Below are 18,848 nucleotides of genomic sequence, written 5' to 3'. Positions count from 1 at the left end.
CCCCAACCCTCCGACCCCAGCCCTCTGAAGCCCTCCCCGGACCGGCGGACAACCCGGCCGTAGGACCCCCGACAAGCGGTGACGGCGCGCGGGCGCCCCCTGGAACGACCGGAACGGCAGGCAGCACGTGCCCCACTCCTCGATCGAGGTCAATGCCTCGACAGCGCGCTTCTTCACGATCATCACCGGCATGCCCTGGCCGGAGGTGAAGGAGGGAGACCTGCGCGAGGTGCGGGACGCCTACGAGCGGTTGGCTCAGGAACTGCCCGAACTGCACGACCTGATCGCCAAGGTGGCGAAGCACTGCAAGGACCAGTTCGAGGGCGAGGCCGCCACGAAGTTCGCCTGGCAGCTGAACTCGTTCATCGGCAAGGCCGGCGGGAACGGGGAGGACTACGTGTCGGCGGCGGCCAAGACCGCCAAGGCGCTGGCGGACTGCGCCGGCGACGTGGCCAACTCGGTCGAGTACACCAAGTGGATGGCGATCGCCCAGCTGGTGCAGCTGATGATCGAGATCGCGCTGGCGATCTTCTGGGCGCCGTTCAGCTTCGGCGCCAGCCTGTCCGGGCTGGTGCTCAGGAAGCTGCTCACCAAGGTCGCGCTCCAGGCGCTGATGAAGTACCTGCTCAAGACCATCGCGATGCACACGTTCTCGGGCATCGTGGGTGGTCTGCTGATGGACGGCATCATCCAGAACCTCCAGATCGGGCAGGGCAACCGCGACCACATCGACAAGGAGTACACCAAGCAGGCGCTCCTCTTCGGCGTCATCGGCGGTGTGCTCGGCGGCCCGCTGGAACTCTTCGGGCTGGGGCTCGGCAAGCTGCTCGGGAAGCTGCTCGGCAAGAGCGGCGGCCGGCTGCTGGCCGACCAGCTGAGCAACTACCTGGTGCACGGCGACATCCAGGGCCTCAAGGCCCTGCTGGAGTCGGCCACCAAGGCGGCCGAGAAGGACGCGTTGAAGGGGCCGCTGGGTTCGGTGGGCAAGGGGCTCGCGAAGTCGGGGGAGAAGGTCGCGGGAGAGACCTTCACCAAGGCCGAGGCCAAGGCCTTCGCGCGCGAGCTCGGCAGCCTGATGGAGGCGGCCACCGAGCAACTGCAGCACGGCTTCGGGAAGAAGGGGACCGACGCCCTCTCCGGGATGTTCGTCAAGGAGATGGAGAAGGTCTTCACGAAGCACCTCGGCAAGGAACTCGGCGGGGCCGCGGCCGCCAAGGCGCTCGGCAAGGAGTTCGGCGAGGCCTTCGCCTCCAAGTGGGGGGCCAAGGGCGCGGAGCGGCTCGAAGGCGTCAAGGGCGCGCTCGAAGGGGCCCTCTCGCACGAGAGCGCGGAGAAGCTCTCCGCGCGCCAGGTGAAGATGCTGACCCAGGAACTGCCCGCGCTCGCCGAGCAGATGGGGAGCGGGAACAGGGCCTACGGCCTCGGGGTGGCGGTCGGCGGGTACATCCAGGCCGGTGTGCAGAACGTCCTCACCGAGGGCTTCTACAACCTCATCTTCGGGGAGAACCACGAGTTCACCGTCACCGGGGGAAGCTTCCTCGGCGGGATGCTGACCGGCATGATGGGCCACGTCATGCACGTCGGCGCCGGCCCGCTGATGCACAGGTACGTCGACTGGGTCCAGACGACCCAGAACGCGGCGGTGGAAGCCGGGGCGTCCTCGCACTTCCCGCTCTACCACCCGATCAACTTCGCCGCCCTGGCCTGCCTCGCGTCCGGCAAGGTGGTGCCGTTCCCGGTGCCCCGGATGGGGCACAGCCATGACTTCGAGGCCGCCAGCCTGCGGCACATCAACTCGCTGGAGGACGTGGCCGAGAACATCGGGCACGCCTCGGGGCTCAAGATCAACTCCCCGAAGGCCGACCCGGAGGTCGCCGAGTGGATGCAGTCGCTGTTGCAGTACGCGGACTTCGTGGCCGACGAGCGCTCCGCGCACGAGCCGGTGGGCCTGGCCGGCCTGCACTTCCTCGGTGACCTCGGCAGCCTCGACGCCCCCGCCACGCCTCCGCCGGCGCGGCCGTCGCGGACCTCCGGCACGGACGAGCACCTGGCGCCGAACGCCAAGCCGGCCACCTCGACCACCGCCGGGCCGGCCACCACCCCGCCCGTCCGGGTGCAGTCGCACGACGACCCGGCGACCGGCCCGAAGCCGGACGCGCCGAGGTCCGAGACGCCGAAGCAGGACGCCCCGAAGACCGGTGCGCCCGGCAGGCCGACCCCCCGGACCACCCAGTCCGTCACCGACCTGCCGCCGGTCCAGCCCAACCGGACCGAGGAGTCGAACCAGCACACGCCGCAGCAGACGCAGCAGACCGCCACGGCGACGACCGCCCCCGCGAACGGCACCGTCGGCAGGCCGGCGCCCGTCCCCACCGCCTCCTCCGACCACCCGGGTCCGAACCCTGCGCCGCCCACCACGCCGCGCCCGCCGGCGGGCACCGACCCCAACGGGCGCCACCTGGCGCAGGAGCCGCGCACTGGGACCGAGCGGCCGACCGAGAGCATCGCGTCGATCCTGCTGGGCCAGGACACCGGCCGGCCCGGCCGTACCCAGGGCGACGAGCCGCCGGTGCCGACGCCGCCCCAGCTGCTGACCGACGACCCCGGCCAGACCCCGAAGTCCGGGAAGCCGCAGGCGGACACCGCGCGGGACTCGACGACCGAGCTGCCGCCGCTGACCCCGCGGGCGCCCACCCGGTCCACCGAATCCACCGAATCCGCCGAGCTCGCCGGCCAGTCGGCCGTGACGCCGCCGCTCACGCCGGTCGACCACCCCGTGGTGCCCGGGGACAGCACCGACCCGCTGACGCCCACGGTGGTCCCGCCGCACGGTGGCGAGGACCAGAACGTCGTGCCCGTGCCGCCCGGCTCGTACCTGGCGGCGGACTACACCTCGGCGGACGTCCGGCGGCCCGCCGGGACCCAGGACACCGCCGTGGCAAAGCCGTTCGAGGCGCGGCGCGGCACCCTGCCGGACGGCACCCGGGCGACCGAACTCGTCCTGCGGACGCACCTGGACGCCTCCGCGCTCCCGGCGGGCTCCGAGCCGGCCGTGGAGGCCGTGCGCGGGCGCGCCCTGACCGCCGTGGCGGACGCCTACAACAACGGCCACAAGCTGCCGGACGGCAGCGTGCTGCGGGTCCGGGTCGAGTTCGTCGACGCGCCCGACGCCGCCCACCACACGGTGAAGCTGCACGCCGGCACCGTCCGCCAGGACGGGGCCAACTGGGGCCTGCGGGTGAGCCGCGACGTGCTCGCCCACGAGCTCGGCCACGCCCTCGGCCTGCGGGACGACCACCGTGAGACGCACGGTGAGACCGCCCCCGGTGCGCGCCGGAGCGTGCAGGGACCGGTCACGCGCGGGCTGCGTGAGGTGGGCACCGCCGTCGACGGCGCCTTCTCCCCGGTGACCGGGCCGGAGGGCGCCGCTCCCGCACCGCGCCCCACCGTCGCGCCCCAGGTCCGCGACGCCGCGCTGTACGGGCCGGACGGCCGTCTGCTGACGCCCGCCCTCCGGGAGGCCGGCCCGGGCGGGACGTACCACGAGAACCCCAACCGCACCCTGCGGCTGGAGACGACGACGGGCGACGCCGTGCAGGAGCGGACGCTCTTCCCCACGCACTGGACGGCGGACGAGGCCGTGTACGCGGCCGAGCAGGCCCACCTCGACGCCGTGAGCCGGGGGCTGCCGCCGACCGCCCGCCGGTGGGTGGGCGAGTACGCGGGGGTGCGGTTCAGCGGGGAGCAGCGCGACGGCCTGATCACCTCCTTCCAGCCCTCGGGGAACCAGGAGGGGCTGACCGCTCCGGCCTACGCACCGGACCGGCCCGCACCGGCGCACGCCGCAGGGCTCGGCCGCGGCTCCGACTACGGGGACCGGCGGACCATGACCGGCGTCCACCACAACGTCGATCCCTGGGCGGCGAACGCGAACGGCCTCCAGGTCGCCCCCGTGGACCCGGCGACCCTGCACGCCAACGGCACCGCCCGCGGGGAGGTCTGGTTCCTGGACCCGGCCCTGCCGACGGACTCGCCGCTGGCCGAGCTCCCGAGCCGCTGGCACCGCCCGGCCGACGGGCCGGCGCCGATGCGCTACCCGGAGCACTGGACGGCCGAGCAGACCGGGTGGGCGGCGCAGGACGCTGCCGCCGGCCCGACGCGGCGGGTGCCGCTGGCCGACGGCCGGACGGAGCACTGGGTCGGCGAGGCCTACGGCGTCCGGATCGAGGGACTCAGCCGGGACGGCCGGATCCTCGTCCACCGGCCGGCCGGGACGCAGCCGAACCCGCGCGCCCCTTACGGCCGCTGGGACGCGGCCGGCGAGGTCGGCGGCTCGGCGCCCGTCACCGTCAGGCTGGGGGTGGGGCAGAACGCCCCGGTGACCCTGCGGCGGGTCCTGTTCGACAGCGGCCAGGAGGGCATCCAGCTCACCGCGCGGATCCATCTGGAGGCGGACGGCGCGATGACGCCCGCCCAGGTGACCGAGGCACGACAGCGACTCCAGACACAGGCCGACGAGTACATCGCCCAGCAGTTCCCCGACGAGGTCCTGCTCGACCTGCGGCTGGAGTTCACGGACAGCCCGGACGGCAGCCACTCCAGCCACCCGGTCACCGCCGGTACGGCGCCCGAGCTGCGCAACCACCTCGCCCCCCTGCTGGAGGCGGGTGGTCAGCACACTCTGATGCTCATGGCGGAGCGCTCCGCCCCGAACTCGGCGGCCCTGGACGGCCTCCGGGTGGGCGCCCTCCCGGAGCCGGTGCCCGGCAGCCTGCGCGAGCCCGGCACGGTCCACCCGGGCGAGCCGCTGCCCCGGACCACGGACGCCATGACGCCGCTGCTGCCCGGCCTGCGGAAGTCCTTCACCGAGGAGGCCTGGGACAAGCCGCACCGGGGGCTTCCGCCGGAGTGGACCGCCGAGGAGGCCCGGTTCGCGGCCGACCAGGTCGCGCGGTCCACGCTGGGCGGTCGGCCGGACCTCCTGGCCACCGGAGCGGCGGCCCCGCCGGTGCGCCTGAGGACCATCGCGGGCGTCGAGATCGGCGTTCAGGTGGCGAACGGCCGGATCACCGACTTCTGGGGCGTCCGCACGGACGACGGGACCTCGCGGCACACCGTGGAGACCGGCCCGCGCCGCGTCCTCGCCACCGCCGAGGTCCGCCCGCCGGTGGACGCCTTCGAACGCGGGCTGTCGGGCCGCCGCTGGCAGTCCTTCGAGGCCGCGCGCGTCGGACTCCCCGACGGGGACACCCAGACCGTGCTGACGCTGCGGCTGCACCTGGACACCTCGGGGCTGGAGTCCACGGCCGGAGCGGGTCTGGACGAGCCCACCCGTACCGGGCTGGCCGAGCTGCGGGACAGGGCGAGGCGCGGCGTCGGCGAGCAGTTCAACCGGGACCAGCGGCTCCCCAACGGCGATCTGCTGCGGGTCCAGGTGGAGTTCGTGGACCACGCGGAGGAGGCCCATCACACCGCCGTCATCCACCGCAGCAGCGAGCGGGAGTCCCTGACGGAGTGGAGCCTCGGCACCGACGAGCGGACGCTCGCCCACGAGCTCGGCCACGCGCTGGGCCTGCCCGACGAGTACCGCGAGGCCCGGTTCGGCCCGCGGGCCGTGTACGAGGACGGCGCACTCATGGCCTCCAACGAGCTGAACCGGTCCGGTCTGTTCTCGGTGGACCAGGACCACCAGCTCGTCGTCGACGGCCAACGGGCCCCGCTCGGCCTGCCGCCGCGCTACCTGCGGGACCTCGGTGCCGTCGTCGACTCGGCGCTCGACGTGCCGGTCCGGCCGCAGACCCCCGGCGGACCGCCGCCGCGGGCGGGCTTCGACGAGCAGGCCCGCCGTACGGCGCTGTACGGCGGCGAGGACGGCACCGGCGGCCACCTGTACCCGGGCCCGGGATCGGACCGGCCCCGCCCGGAGCGGGCGAACGAGCCGGTGAACCGCAACGGCACCTTCCGGGTCGAGACCCCGCCCGTCGAGCCGCCGCGGGTGGTCACCAGCGCGTCGGCCGGCGATCTCGCGGTGACGCCCCGTCCGGCGCCCGCCGACGGGCCGCAGGGCGGCAAGCGGACGATGTTCCCCGAGCACTGGACGGCGGACGACGCCGTGTACGCGGCCGAGCAGGCCTACCACACGGCCCGCCGCACCGGCCGGGTCACCGAGAACGGTGCCGCGTACCACTGGGTCGGCGAGTACGGCGGCGTGCGGATCGAGGGCGAACTGACCAACGGTCACTTCGGCACCTTCCGGCCCTCCGAGGACCAGACCGGGCTGGTCACCCCGACCCACGAACCGATGCGACCCGCGAACCGGGTCTTCGGTCTGGGCACGGAGGTGCACACCCGCTTCGGCGACCGGCAGACCCTCACCGGCGTCCACCACGCACCGACCCCGGCGGCCGCCCAGGTCCACGGCATCAAGGTGGAGCGGTCGTCGTCCCCGGCCCACGACAACGGCACCTACCGGGCGGACGTCTGGTTCCTCGACCCGACCGTGGCCCCCGGCTCCCCGATGGAGAACTTCCCGTCACGCTGGCACCGCCGCGCCGACGGCGAGACGCACACGCTGTACCCCGAGAACTGGTCGCCGGGCGACGTCCTGGACGCCGCCCGGGACGCGTACGCGGCGCGGAGCAGCTCCCGGCGCACGGACTCCGGTGCGGTGCACTGGGTGGGCGAGGCACGCGGCGTGCGGATCGAGGGGATCACCCGGGACGGGCTCCACCTGGTCCACCGGCCGACCACCGAGCAGCCGCTCACCCACTGGCGCCAGGAGAGTGTGGTCGAGCTGTCCGCGCCGACCTCCGTGAGGGTCGGCGCCGGCGGCCACGAGGTGACCGTCCGGCACGCCCGGTTCGACAGCGGGCAGGAGGGCATCGAACTCACCGCCAAGGTGCACCTGAGCTTCGAGGAGGGCATGCGGCCCGGCCCGGTCGCGGAGTTCCCGAAGGCGCTCCAGAAGGCCACCGACGCCTACGTCCGCGCACAGCGGACGGCGGGCGATCCGCCGGTGAAGCTGAGGATCGAGTTCACCGAGAACGCCCAGGACGCCCACTTCAGGGCCACGGTCCGCAGCGACACCGACCCGGACGTCCTCGACCTGCGGACGTTCCTGCCCGAGTTGACCGACGCCCCGACCCCCTTCCCGGAGCTGGTCCGCTCGCTCGGTGACGGCGCCCCGGGGGCCGGCTGGACGGACAGCGGGCCCCCGCGCCCGGTGGCGCCCCCGCTGCGCGAGCCCGGTACACCCGGGACGGGTGAACGCCCGCCCACCGTCAGCCGGATGACGGAGGCGGAGCCGTTCCTCACACGGGCCTTCGCCGCGTCGCTCGCCCCGGACGCCGGCCGCGGCCTGCCCCGCGAGTGGACCCCGGCCGAAGCCAGGTACGCGGCGGCCAACGCGACCCTGGTCTCCAGCCGGGTGGATCCGGACAACCCGAACCAGCGGATCACCGAGCGCCGGTACGGCGGGATCGGGATGGAGATCCGGACCGAGGGCGGCCGGATCGTGGACTTCAGCGGTCTGCCGGACCAGACGTTCCCGCCCCAGCGCACCCACCCCCTTCCCGAGCCGAGCGGCGCGCCGCTGACGTCCTCCTCTTCCTCCTCCTCTTCCTCGTCGTCGGCGGCCGGTGCCGTTCCGCACGCGGCTCCAGACCCGGCAACCGAGCTGCGGCCGGGCCACACCTCGGCCGAGGTCACGCCGGCCGGCGGTCCACAGCGCCGGTTCGAGCTGCGGAGGGGCACCTTGCGGCAGGGCGGGGAGGACGCCACGGTCCTCGTCCTGCGGACCCACCTGGACCGCTCGGTCCTGCCGACCCACGACGCGCAGGGCCGGCCGGTCGACCGGACGGCCGCGGTGAACGCGCTGGAGGCGCGGGTCAGGGCCGGGGCCGAGCAGTTCAGCACCGGCCACCGGCTGCCCGACGGCAGCCTGCTGCGGGTACGGGTGGAGTTCGTGGAGAACGCGGCCGACGCCCACCGCACGGTGCGCCTGCACGACGGCAGCGCCCGTCAGAACGACCGGAACTGGCACCTGGGGATCTCCCAGGAGGAGCTGGTCCACCAGCTGGGCCGCGCCTTCGACCTGCCGGTCGAGGTGCACACGGGCGGCGGAGCGGGCCGGGTCGTCCCGGCGCTGACACCGGAGCGGCTGAACGCGCTGGGCGGCGTCGCGGACCAGGTGTCTGGCGGGCCCTTCCGGACCGACTCCTCCCCCCTGCCGACCAGGGCGGTGTTCGACGAGGCGGTCCGCACCAGGGCGCTGACCGGAGGCCCCGGGACGGCGGGCCACCTGCCGGCCGGCCTCCATCCGGAGGCGATCGGCCCGGACCGGGTGATGTGGCGCCACGCCAACGGCACCGTGCTGGTCCGGACGGAGACGGGCGGGGAGAGCACCCTGTTCCCGGCCCGCTGGACCGCCGAGGGCGCGGTGTACGCGGCCGAGCAGGCGTACCTCCACGCACGCCGCAACGGCGGGGTCGAGGATACCGAGACCGGCCGCCACTGGCAGGGCGAGTACGCGGGCGTCCGGATCGAGGGCGAGCTGGACGGCGCGGGCGGGTTCGTCTCGTTCCGCCCGTCCGCCGACCAGGACGGCCTGACGGCGGCCGGGTTCTCCCCGGACCTGCCCACCCACGGCGGCGGCCTGCCGGGTGCGGGGCGCCGGGGCGTGCGGTTCTCGGACGGGATGGAGGAGACCGACTACGGCGCCCGTCAGGCGGATGTCCGGGAGCTCGACCCGGCCGTGGCCCCGGGCGCGCCGTTGGCGCAGTTCCCGTCACGCTGGCAGCGGTCGCCGGACCCGCGCGGGCACCTGCTCTACCCCGAGCACTGGACGCCCGAGCAGGCCGCCCATGCGGCCGCCACGGTGGCGGCCGACCCCCAGACCCTCCGCGTCGGCCTGAGGGACGGCCGGACCCGCTGGCTCGGCGGCTTCGACGAGCTGCCGATCGCCGGGATCTCGCAGGACGGCCGGGTCGTGGCGCACGGACCGGCCGAGGACCGGCCCGACCCCAACCCGTACTGGAGGCAGAGCCGCGAGCTCTTCCTGTCGGACGAGAGGGAGGTGCGGTTCCAGGGCCAGGCCATGGGCGGACGGTGGCTCCTCCGCGACAGCGGCCACGAGGTCCACCTGGTCACCCTCAGGATCCAGCTGAGGCCGGCCGTCGGGATGACGCCCGAGCAGGTCCACCAGGTGCAGGAGCAGCTGGCCCGCCGGGCCGGCCGGCACTTCGACGACTACCGTGGTCGCTCGAACCCCGACGACCCCTTCGAGAACCGGCGCCTGGCGCTGTCGCTGGAGTTCACCGCGGACCCGCGGGACGCCGACTGGAGCACCGCCGTCCACCCCGGGGACGGCCCGAACCTCACGGACCTCCTGCCGCAGGCGCTCCGGCCGGAGCGGGCCGCCGAGCTGGTCGACGCCGTGTCCGACGCCACCCGTCGCGCGCGGAGGGACATGAACCCCGACTTCGCGCCACTGCTCCGCCTGCGCGACCCCGCCGAGGACCACGAGGCGTCGCTCGACACCGTCGTTGTGCCGCCCCCGGCCCCGGAGCGTGTCCTGGGCCCGTTCGCCCCCACCGCCCGGGACAACGGCGGCTTCGGCCTGCCTCCGGAGTGGACACGTGACGAGGCCCGCCACGCCGCCCACCAGGTCTTCCAGGATCTTCGGGGCAGCGGCCGGGGCCGCCCGCAACCGGAGATCCTCACCGGTGAGTTCGCCGGTGTCGGCCTCAGGCTGCTGGTCGACCGCGGGATGATCACGGACTTCTGGGCCGCGCCCGGCCAGCGCCTCGGCGACCAGGCCTTGGCGGCCCCGGCGCCGGCGCCCGTGCGGGTGCTGGCCACGGCGGAGGTCCGGCCGCCCACCGATCCGTTCCTCGCCGGCCTGCAGGCCCAGTTCATCCAGTCCTACGAGGCCCGGCGGGTGGCGGAGCCCGGCGGGGACACCAGGACCGTCCTGACCGTCCGGATCCACCCGCGCCCGATCGACCTGGGGACGAGCCCGACAGAGATCGCGCGGAACCTCGACCGGATGCTGCTCACCGCCGAGGCGGGCGTCCGGGACGTCTTCGACCAGGGCCAGCGGCTGCCCAACGGAGACCTGCTGGAGGTCGCGGTCCAGTTCGTCGACCGTCCGGAGGACGCCCACCACGTCGTCGACGTCCAGCTCGACCAGACGCAGGAGGACGCGCAGAGCTGGGGCGTGCACTCCGCCCCGAGGGTGATCGGCCACGAGGTGGGCCACCTGCTCGGCCTCGGGGACGAGTACCGGCGTGCGGAGGCCGGCCCCCGGCCGGTCTACCCGGAGCCCGGCCTCATGACCGCTCCCACGCTCGACCAGCGCGGCCGGGTCTGGTACGACGCGGACCACCCCCTCATGGAGCACGACAGGACCGCCAACCCCCCGGTGGCGCTGCGGCCCCACAACCTGGACGAGCTGGGCGCGGTGCTCGACCGGGCCTTCGGGACCGCCCCCCGGCAGCCCGACCCCGGCGAGCTCCCGGCCCGGGCGTCCTTCGGTGAGGACACCCGGCGGGCCGCGCTCCACGACGGGCCGGACGGCCGGGGCGGGCACCTGGCCCCGCCGGCGGCCTCCGAGCGTCCCCGGCCGGAGCCGTTGCCCAGGACCCTCAACCACAACGGCACCTACCTGGTGGCAGGCGCCGAGGTCCCCGGCGACCGGCTGGCGGGCGCGCCGGACGCGCGCCTCGATTCCCGGTCGCTGCGGATGATGTTCCCCGAGCACTGGACGGCCGACGACGCGGTGTACGCGGCGAAGCAGGCCTACCTGGACGCCCGCCGGACCGGTGGCGTCACCGAGACCGGCCCCGTCTCGTACCGCTGGACCGGCGAGTACGCCGGGGTGCGCATCGAGGGCGAGATCCGGGGGGACGACTTCACCTCGTTCCGGCCCTCGCTCGACCAGAGCGGGCTCGACACACCGCCCTGGCTGCCGCCCAGGGAGGCGCAGCTCTTCGGCCACCGGGTCGAGGACCTGGCCCGCTACGGCGACCGGCACACCCTCACCGGCGTCCACCACCACGGGCGGCGTATGACGCCCGCCCACCACGGCCTGCGCATCGACCCGCCCCAGCCGGCGAACGCCAACGGCACCTACCGGGCGACCGTCTGGTACCTGGACCCGGCGGTCTCGCCGCACGCGCCGCTGAGCGACTTCCCGTCCCGGCAGTACCGCCGCGCCGACGAGCCGAGCCAGATGTTCTACCCCAGGGAATGGGGGCCCGAGCAGCTCCTCGACCAGGTGGACCAGGCCTACCGGGCCAGGCTGCACGAGACGGAGCTGGCCGACGGGAGCCTGCACTGGATCGGGACGTCCCAGGGCGTCCGGATCGAGGGCATCTTCCGCGACGGTCAGCACCTCGCCCACCGGCCGACCACCTGGCAGCCGTTCCGCCACGGTGACGGCGGCAGGGTGGTGACCACCTTCGTGGCGCACCCGTTGCAGCAGGACGGTGACCACATCGGCGTCACCTTCCGCCGCGACCTGCTCGGCAACGGCGAGTTGCGCAGCGAGCTGGTCGTCCAGGTGCGGGCGGGCGAGACGACTCCCGAGCAGCGGAGGGCGCTCCAGGGGATCGCGGACACCTACACCCGGCAGTCGCTCCAGCCCGGCGACCCGTCGGTCCGGGTGAGGCTCGACTTCGTCCGGCCCGAGGCTGTCACTCCGGGGCTCCCACCACTGTCGCCGGCCATCGATTTCGTATTCGAGACGAATCTCCGTTCGCGCCTCTGGAATCTCCGCGGGCTCGTCACCGAACTCGACGGAGCGCATCCGGTCACCTGGGCCCACCGCCTCCACCTGGACGACGTGGCGCCGGCGGCGCCGCTGCGCCCGCCGGTGACCCCCGGCACCGGTGAGCGCCCGCAGACCGTGACCCGGCTGGAGACGGACGCACGCCTGGACGCGGGCGCCGGGCCGGCCATCGCGGCGGGTCTCGCCGCCGGTGCGGGCCGCGGCCTGCCCCCCGAGTGGACGGTCGTGGAACAGCGCCACGCGGCGCGGAGGGTCGCGGACCTGGCCGGGGTCGCCCCGGGCTCGTCGGAGACCGTCGTCGGGCGCTTCGCCGGTGCCGAGCTCCGGGTCGAGCTGACGAACGGTGAGATCACCGACTTCCACGGGACGCCGGACCAGGTCTTCGAGCCCCAGCACCGGCCCCGCCCCCGCGCGGAGCGGCCGGACCTGCAGATGCTGCACGCGCCGGCGCCGGTCGCGCACACCGCGGCGCAGCACGCGGCCGCGCCCGACCCGAGGTCGGCGCTGCTGACCGGCCACGCGTCGGTCGAGATCCCGCTGGTGCCGCAGCCCGGCCACCTGGCGGCAGCCGCGCCCGGCGCCGGCCCGCAGCGGCCGTTCGAGGTGCGGCGCGGCACCCTGGGCGAGGGCGGGGAGGAGGCCACCGTCCTCGTCCTGCGCACCCACCTGGACGTGTCGGCCGCGCAGCCGTGGGAGCGCGCCGGCTGGAACCGCACGGCGGAGGACCTGAAGGTCACGGCCAGGGAGGCCGCAGAGGCCTTCAACACCGGCCACCGGCTGCCCGACGGCCGGGTGCTTCGTGTTCGAATCGAGTTCGTCGACGCCCCCGGAACCGCTCATCACACCGTCCGGCTGAACCCCACGACGGCGGCCGGCGACGAGGCCTCCTGGGGTGTGACGACCTCGCGGGAGACGATGGTCCACCACCTGGGGCGCCTGCTCGGCCTGCCGGTGGAGAACCACCTGGCCGGCGGCACCGACCGGGCCGTCCCCGTCCCGTCCGCGGAGCGGCTGCGCGAGCTGGGGGCCGAGGTCGACCAGGCGTTCGGCCTGCCCGCCGGAGCCGGCCACGGGGCCGAAAACCCGCCGGCCAGGGCGACGTTCGGAGCGGACGTCCGGAGGGAGGTGCTGCGCGAAGCGGCCCTGGGCGAGGTGGTCCACCGCCATGCCAACGGCACCTTGCGGACCCGGAGCGACGAGGCCGGCGCGGGCCGGGAGCACACCCGCTTCCCGGCGCACTGGACCGAGGAGCAGGCCGTGTACGCGGCCGAGCAGGCCTACCTCGACGCCCGCCGCAACGGCGGAGTCGTCGGGACGGGGACCGGTCACCACTGGCAGGGCGAGTACGCCGGTGTCCGGATCGAGGGCGAGCTGGGGGAGAACGGCGAGTTCCTCTCCTTCCGTCCCTCCGCCGACCAGCGGGGCCTGACGCCGCCACCGTACGAGGTGCTCCGCCCCGCGCCCCGCACCGCCGGGGAACCGACGGTCCGTCGGGGCTGGTGGAGTTCCGCCGAGATCCACACCCGTCCCACGCCCGAGGAACTGCAGGCCAGGGGCGTGGACCTGGTGGATCTTCCTCCGGCGAACGTGCGCGATTTCCAACGCGTGCGCGTGTGGACGCTGGACGAGGCCGTGGAGCCGGGGGCGCCGATGGCCGCCTTCGGCTCCCGTTGGCACACGTCGGCCGACGACCGTGGGCACCTGCTCTACCCGGAGTGGGTCCCGCCCGAGATCATGGCGGAGGTGGCCCAGCAGGCCTTCGAGAGCCGGAGCAGGGAGCTGTCCACGGACGGTGGCCGCACCGTCCGGTGGCTGGGGGACTACATCAGCCTGATGCCGGTCGTGGGTATCTCCCGGGACGGCCGGATCGTGGCCCACGGCCCGGCGGAGACGACGCCGCACGCCCCGTACGACCGCTGGGACCCGCGCGGCGTGGCGGACCGCTCCGAGCCGGCGGACGTGGCGGTCGGCGCACTGACCCTGACCGGTCGGCGCCACCTGCTCGACAGCGGCCAGGAGGCCGTCCGGTTCTCCGTCAAGGTCCACCTGCAGGGGGAGGCGGGGGCGACGCCCCAGCAGTTGGCCGGGGCCAGGGACCAGCTGCGACGGCAGGCCGACGATCATGTCGTCGTCCGGGCCGACGGCCGGCTGGTGACCGTGGATCTGGAGTTCACCGAGGATCCGGCCGCCGCCCAGCTGACCCGCACCGTTTCGGCCGACACCCTCCTGGTGCTGCTGGCCGACCACCTGCCGGCGGAGCTCGTCGCCGACGGGCCGGGCCTGACCGCCGCGCTGGACCGGCTCACCGAGCAGGCGCCACGGCTGGCCACGCGAGAAGACCTCCCGCTGCTCCACCTGCGCGAGCCGGGCTTGCCGGCTGCCGACGAGCCGGTGCCCGCCCTGCTCGACGGGTTCGGGGGGACCGTCGAGGGCGACCGGTTGTTGTTCAGCGGGCCGGCCTGGGAGTCCCGTCGCGGCCTGCCGGCGGAATGGACGGCGGACGAGGTCCGCCGGGCCGCCGCCGACATCTACCGGGCCCGCAGGGACCTTCTCGACCAGGGCCACTACCCACTGGCGGGCGACGTGGTCGGCGGTCCGGGCGCCGACGGCAGGCCGCCGGTCGTGCTCCGTGACGAGTTCGCCGGCGTCCGGATCAACGTGCGCCACGAGAACGGGCTCATCACGGACGTCTGGGGCGAGCCCGGACAGCGGTTCGGGCAACGGCTGTTCGATTCTTCGCCCGAGCCGGTGCGATTGCTGGCCACGGCCGCCATCCAGGAGCGCACGGGGTTGCGCTTCGAGGCCCGACGGGTCGCCTTGCCCGATGGCGACACGCAGACCGTCCTGTCGGTGAATCTGCACCTCAGGGTGGGGCAGGAGGCGGACCCGAACGCGGAGCCCTACGCGACGGAGCTGCCGCTCCTTCGGGGCCGGGTCGAGGAGGCGGTCAGCCAGGCTTTCGACCGGGGCCAGCGGCTGCCCAACGGGGACCTGCTGAAGGTCGAGGTCCGCTTCGCCGACCGCCCGTCGGAGGCCGCCCACACGATCACGGTGCGGCAGCCCCACGAACGCCGGCAGCCGGGTGACTGGGGACTGCACGATCCGTGGTCCGTCCAGGCTCAGAAGATCGGCTACATGATCGGCCTGGACGACGAGCGCCGTGCCGCGTCGGTGGGCCCGCGGCCGGTGTACGCGGACGCCGGGCTGATGGGAGGCGGCTTCAAGGACACCGTCGGCCGCTACGCGGTCGACTGGGACTACCGGACGCTGCAGAGCGAGGAGTTCGGCGGCGCGAACCAGCTGATGCCACGCAACCTGATCCAGCTGGGTGAGGTGCTCGACCGGGCCTTCGGGACGACCCCGCGGAAGCCGAACGGGTTCGAGCCGCCGGAGCGGGCGGTGTTCCCCGAGGCCGTGCGGCGGGCCGCGCTCTTCGACGGCCCGGACGGCCGGGGCGGGCACCTGACCCCGCCGGCGGCCTCCGAGCGGCGCCGCCTGTCGCCGTTGCCGCGTGACATCAACCGCGAGGGCCCGAACCTCGGCGAGGAACGTGACGTCAACCCCAATGGCGCGCTCCTCGGCGAGAACGGTGCGGTCAACCGCAACGGCACGTTCCTCGCCGACGCCGGTGAGGCGCCGGGCGGCCGGGTGGCGGACGACACGGCCCTCTCGGGGCCCGGGCGGGTCCGGATGATGTTCCCCGAGCACTGGACGGCCGACGACGCGGTGTACGCGGCGCAGCAGGCCTACCTGCACGCCCGCCGGACCGGCGATGTCACCGAGACCGGGCCGGTCTCGTACCGCTGGACCGGCGAGTACGCCGGGGTGCGGATCGAGGGTGAGATCCGGGGAGCCGACTTCACCTCGTTCCGGCCCTCGCGCGACCAGAGCGGGCTCGACACGCCTGCCTACGTGCCGTGGAGCGCCACCGACGGGTTGTTCGGGCAGCGGGTGTCGGACGTCGTCCGCTACGGCGACCGGCAGACCTTCACGGGCGCCCACCACCCGCCGGAGGCCGGGGTCGCCGAGAAGCACGGTCTCCGGGTCGATCCGCCGGTACACGGTGGCCGGCACCCCAACGGCACCTACCAGGGGAGGGTCTGGTTCCTGGATCCCGTGATCTCCCCGTCCTCGCCGGCGTCCCGGTTCCCGACCCGCTGGCAGAGCCGGGCGGACGGGGAAGCGCACACGTTCTACCCGAAGCACTGGACGTCCGAGCGGCTTCTCGCCGCGGTGGAGCGTGCTGCCGAGACGCCGGAGCACAGCTTCGTGCGCGCCGACGGGAGCACCTACTGGGTCGGTGCCGCAGAGGGCGTCCGGATCGAGGGCGTCACCAGGAACGGGCAGCACGTCGTCCATCGCCCGGCCGGTCTGCAGTACGAGCAGGGCAGTTGGGACCGGGATGCCGTGGAGGCGCGCACGCCGCGGCACGTGGAGGGGATCGGAGCGGACAACGACCGCGAGGTCGCCGTGCAGCGGGTCCGCTTCAACAACGCCGAGTTCGGCGTCGAGTTCGTCGTTCCGGTCCGGCTGCGGTTCGACGGACTCGATGCGGGCGAACAGTCGGCCTACGTGCGGCGGGTGCAGCTCGCCGCGAACGCCTACGCCGAGAACCACGGGGTGCCGGGCTTCAGCCTGACCCGGATCACCGTCCGACTTGTCGGGTCACCGGAGGGTGCGCACTCCGACACCCGGATCACGCCGGAGAACCATGAGGCCGACGTCGATCTGACGACCTTGCTTCCGGACTTCACCGGCCTGGCCGACGGGGACCTCGCCGAGCTGGCGGCCAGGGCGCCGAGCACGCGATGGCTGCCCGAGCCCCAGGTGCGGATGTCGGATCTGATCGAGCCCGGGACCAGTCGGCGGCCGCAGGTCCAGACCCAGGTGACGCCGCAGGAAATGAGCCTGATCGAGCCGGCGTTCGCCCCTGAGTTCGTCTCGCGCGAGGGGCATCTGCCGGGCGGTTGGACGGCCCACGACGCCATGTACGCGGTGACGAAGGGGACGACGGAACCCGAACGGGTGCTCCCGGGCGACCCGGACCGGGTGACCGGCCGGGTGACGTTCGAGAACGTCGCCATGACGTACGTGCGCCGGATGGACGACTGGCTGATCATCGACGTCCGCCCGGAGACCGGGATCGACGGGAAGGCCGTTGAGCCGCCGCCCGGTGTCGCGGTGCGGCCGTTCGTCCCGAAGGCCGGTGGGTCCTGGCACGTGATGGGCGCTCCGGACCTGGTACGGCCGGACGCCTGGCCGGCCGGCGGGCACACGACCGACCGCAACGGCGTGGTGCGCGTTCACGAGTGGTCGCCGGTCCCGGGGGTCGAGCCGGGATCGGCCGAGGCGGGCCTGCCGTCCAATCTCCGCCGGGCCGAGGACGCGCCGAGCAAGGGCACGTACTATCCGCGGGACTGGACGGCGCAGAGCACCGAACAGCGGGTTCAGGAGGCCTTCGGGAACCGTTCCCGTGAAGACCGCCTGCCGGACCGCGCGCTGTACTGGGCCGACGGCCCGGAGGGTCCGGTGCCCGCCGAGCTTCCCCAGGGCCGGGCCGTGCACTGGGTGGGCGAGGTCGACGGGGTACGGATCGAGGGCGTCGCGGTGGACGACCGGGTGGTCGTCCACAGCCCGGCGGCCGACCAGTGGTCCGGGGCGTGGCCCGCGGACCGCATGGTTCGGGAGGGCGCGTCCGGGCCCGTGGCCGACGGCATGTTCGAGGTGCCGCTGCGCGCTCGGCGGGTGCTGTTCGAGAACGGTCGGGAGGGTCTGGAGGTGTCCCCCCGGATCCGACTGGCGCAGGACGCCGGGACGGACGCGGCTGCCGTTGACGCGGTGAAGCGCCAACTGCAGGAGCAGGCCGACCACCTGGTCGCCATGGCCGGGAACCGCGGGGACACGCTGTTCCGGCTGCGGCTGGAGTTCCTCGACGTGCCCGGCGACGGCGATGCCGATGTCGTCGTCGGAGGCGGCCGGGGTCCGAGGACTTTGGAGGAGATCGTGCCGTCCCTGTGGGACAGGACGATCGGTGACCTCGACGGACTTCGGGCGGACTTGCGGACCGACGCACCGGAACTCCCGCCCGGGGCGTGGATCCCGGCCCCGGCGCACGACATCGGCGGCCGGTTCCACCCCGGAGTCGACGCCGCGACGCGACGCGGCCTGCCCGCGGACTGGGCACCGGAGACCAGGGAGTACGCCGCCCACTGGGTCATGACGCACAGCGAGGGCCTGCCGGACCACGCGATGCCGGCCAGGGGTGAGCGGGGCTACGAGGTACCGGTCGAGGGCACTCCTGGCCATGCGACCCCGGCCGCCGACACCCCGGTCGCGATGGTTCACCGCGGCACCTTCGGTGGTGTCCGGCTCAACGTGCTGGTCAGGGACGGTCTGATCACCGACTTCTGGGGCGAGCCACTCGCACGACGGGTCTCCGCCGCCGAGGACCTGGGGAACCGTCTGACAACGGTGGGGCCACCGGAGGTCGAGTTCGTCCGGGGGATGCAGACCCGCCACGGGCAGCGGTTCGAGGTCCATCGGGTCGACCTGCCCGACGGTGACCGCGAGACCGTGCTGACGATGCGGCTCCACCTGGACACCAGCCCCCTGGATCTGCGGAACCCGGAGGTCCGCAAGGCGCTGGACGCGATGAAGGGGCGGGCCGCGGAGGGCGTCGACCGGGCGTACAACCTCGGCCAGCGGCTGCCCAACGGCGACCAGTTGCGGATCCGGGTCGAGTTCCTCGATACGGCCGGGCCGCGTGCCCAGACCATCGTGATCAACCCCGAGCCGGGGCGCGCGCACCACGTGGCGTGGCACCTGGGCCTTGAGTCGTACGTCCTCGCGCACGAACTCGGCCACCACCTCGGGCTCCCCGACGAGTACCGCGAGGCGAAGCCCGGCTGGGGCCACCGCGCGGTGTACCCGGACGGCGGTCTGATGGGAGGCCAGACCGTGATCCGCGGCGGCCGCTTCGACGTCGAGAGCGACAACCCCTACGGGTGGCCGGAGCGCCGCGCGGCCGACCAGGTCCTTCAGCCGCGCAATCTGCGGCAGC

General features: G+C 74.3%; 1 protein-coding gene (running past one end of the window). It reads left to right on the top strand.

Annotated elements, in window-relative coordinates; genetic code table 11:
* Positions 1 to 190: 190 nt before the first annotated feature.
* Positions 191 to 18,848: the 5' portion of an EndoU domain-containing protein gene (locus ACIO5D_RS28985; protein WP_400798818.1), read on the top strand. 16,982 nt of this gene lie beyond the right edge of the window; 18,658 of the gene's 35,640 nt are visible here — the first part of the coding sequence; the start codon lies at positions 191 to 193; its stop codon lies off the right edge, out of view.

The sequence above is a fragment of the Kitasatospora sp. NPDC087315 genome, from assembly GCF_044744345.1.
Taxonomy (GTDB): Bacteria; Actinomycetota; Actinomycetes; order Streptomycetales; family Streptomycetaceae; genus Kitasatospora.
Note: the sequence above shows the minus strand (reverse complement) of the source record. Positions and strands in the feature narration are given on the sequence as shown.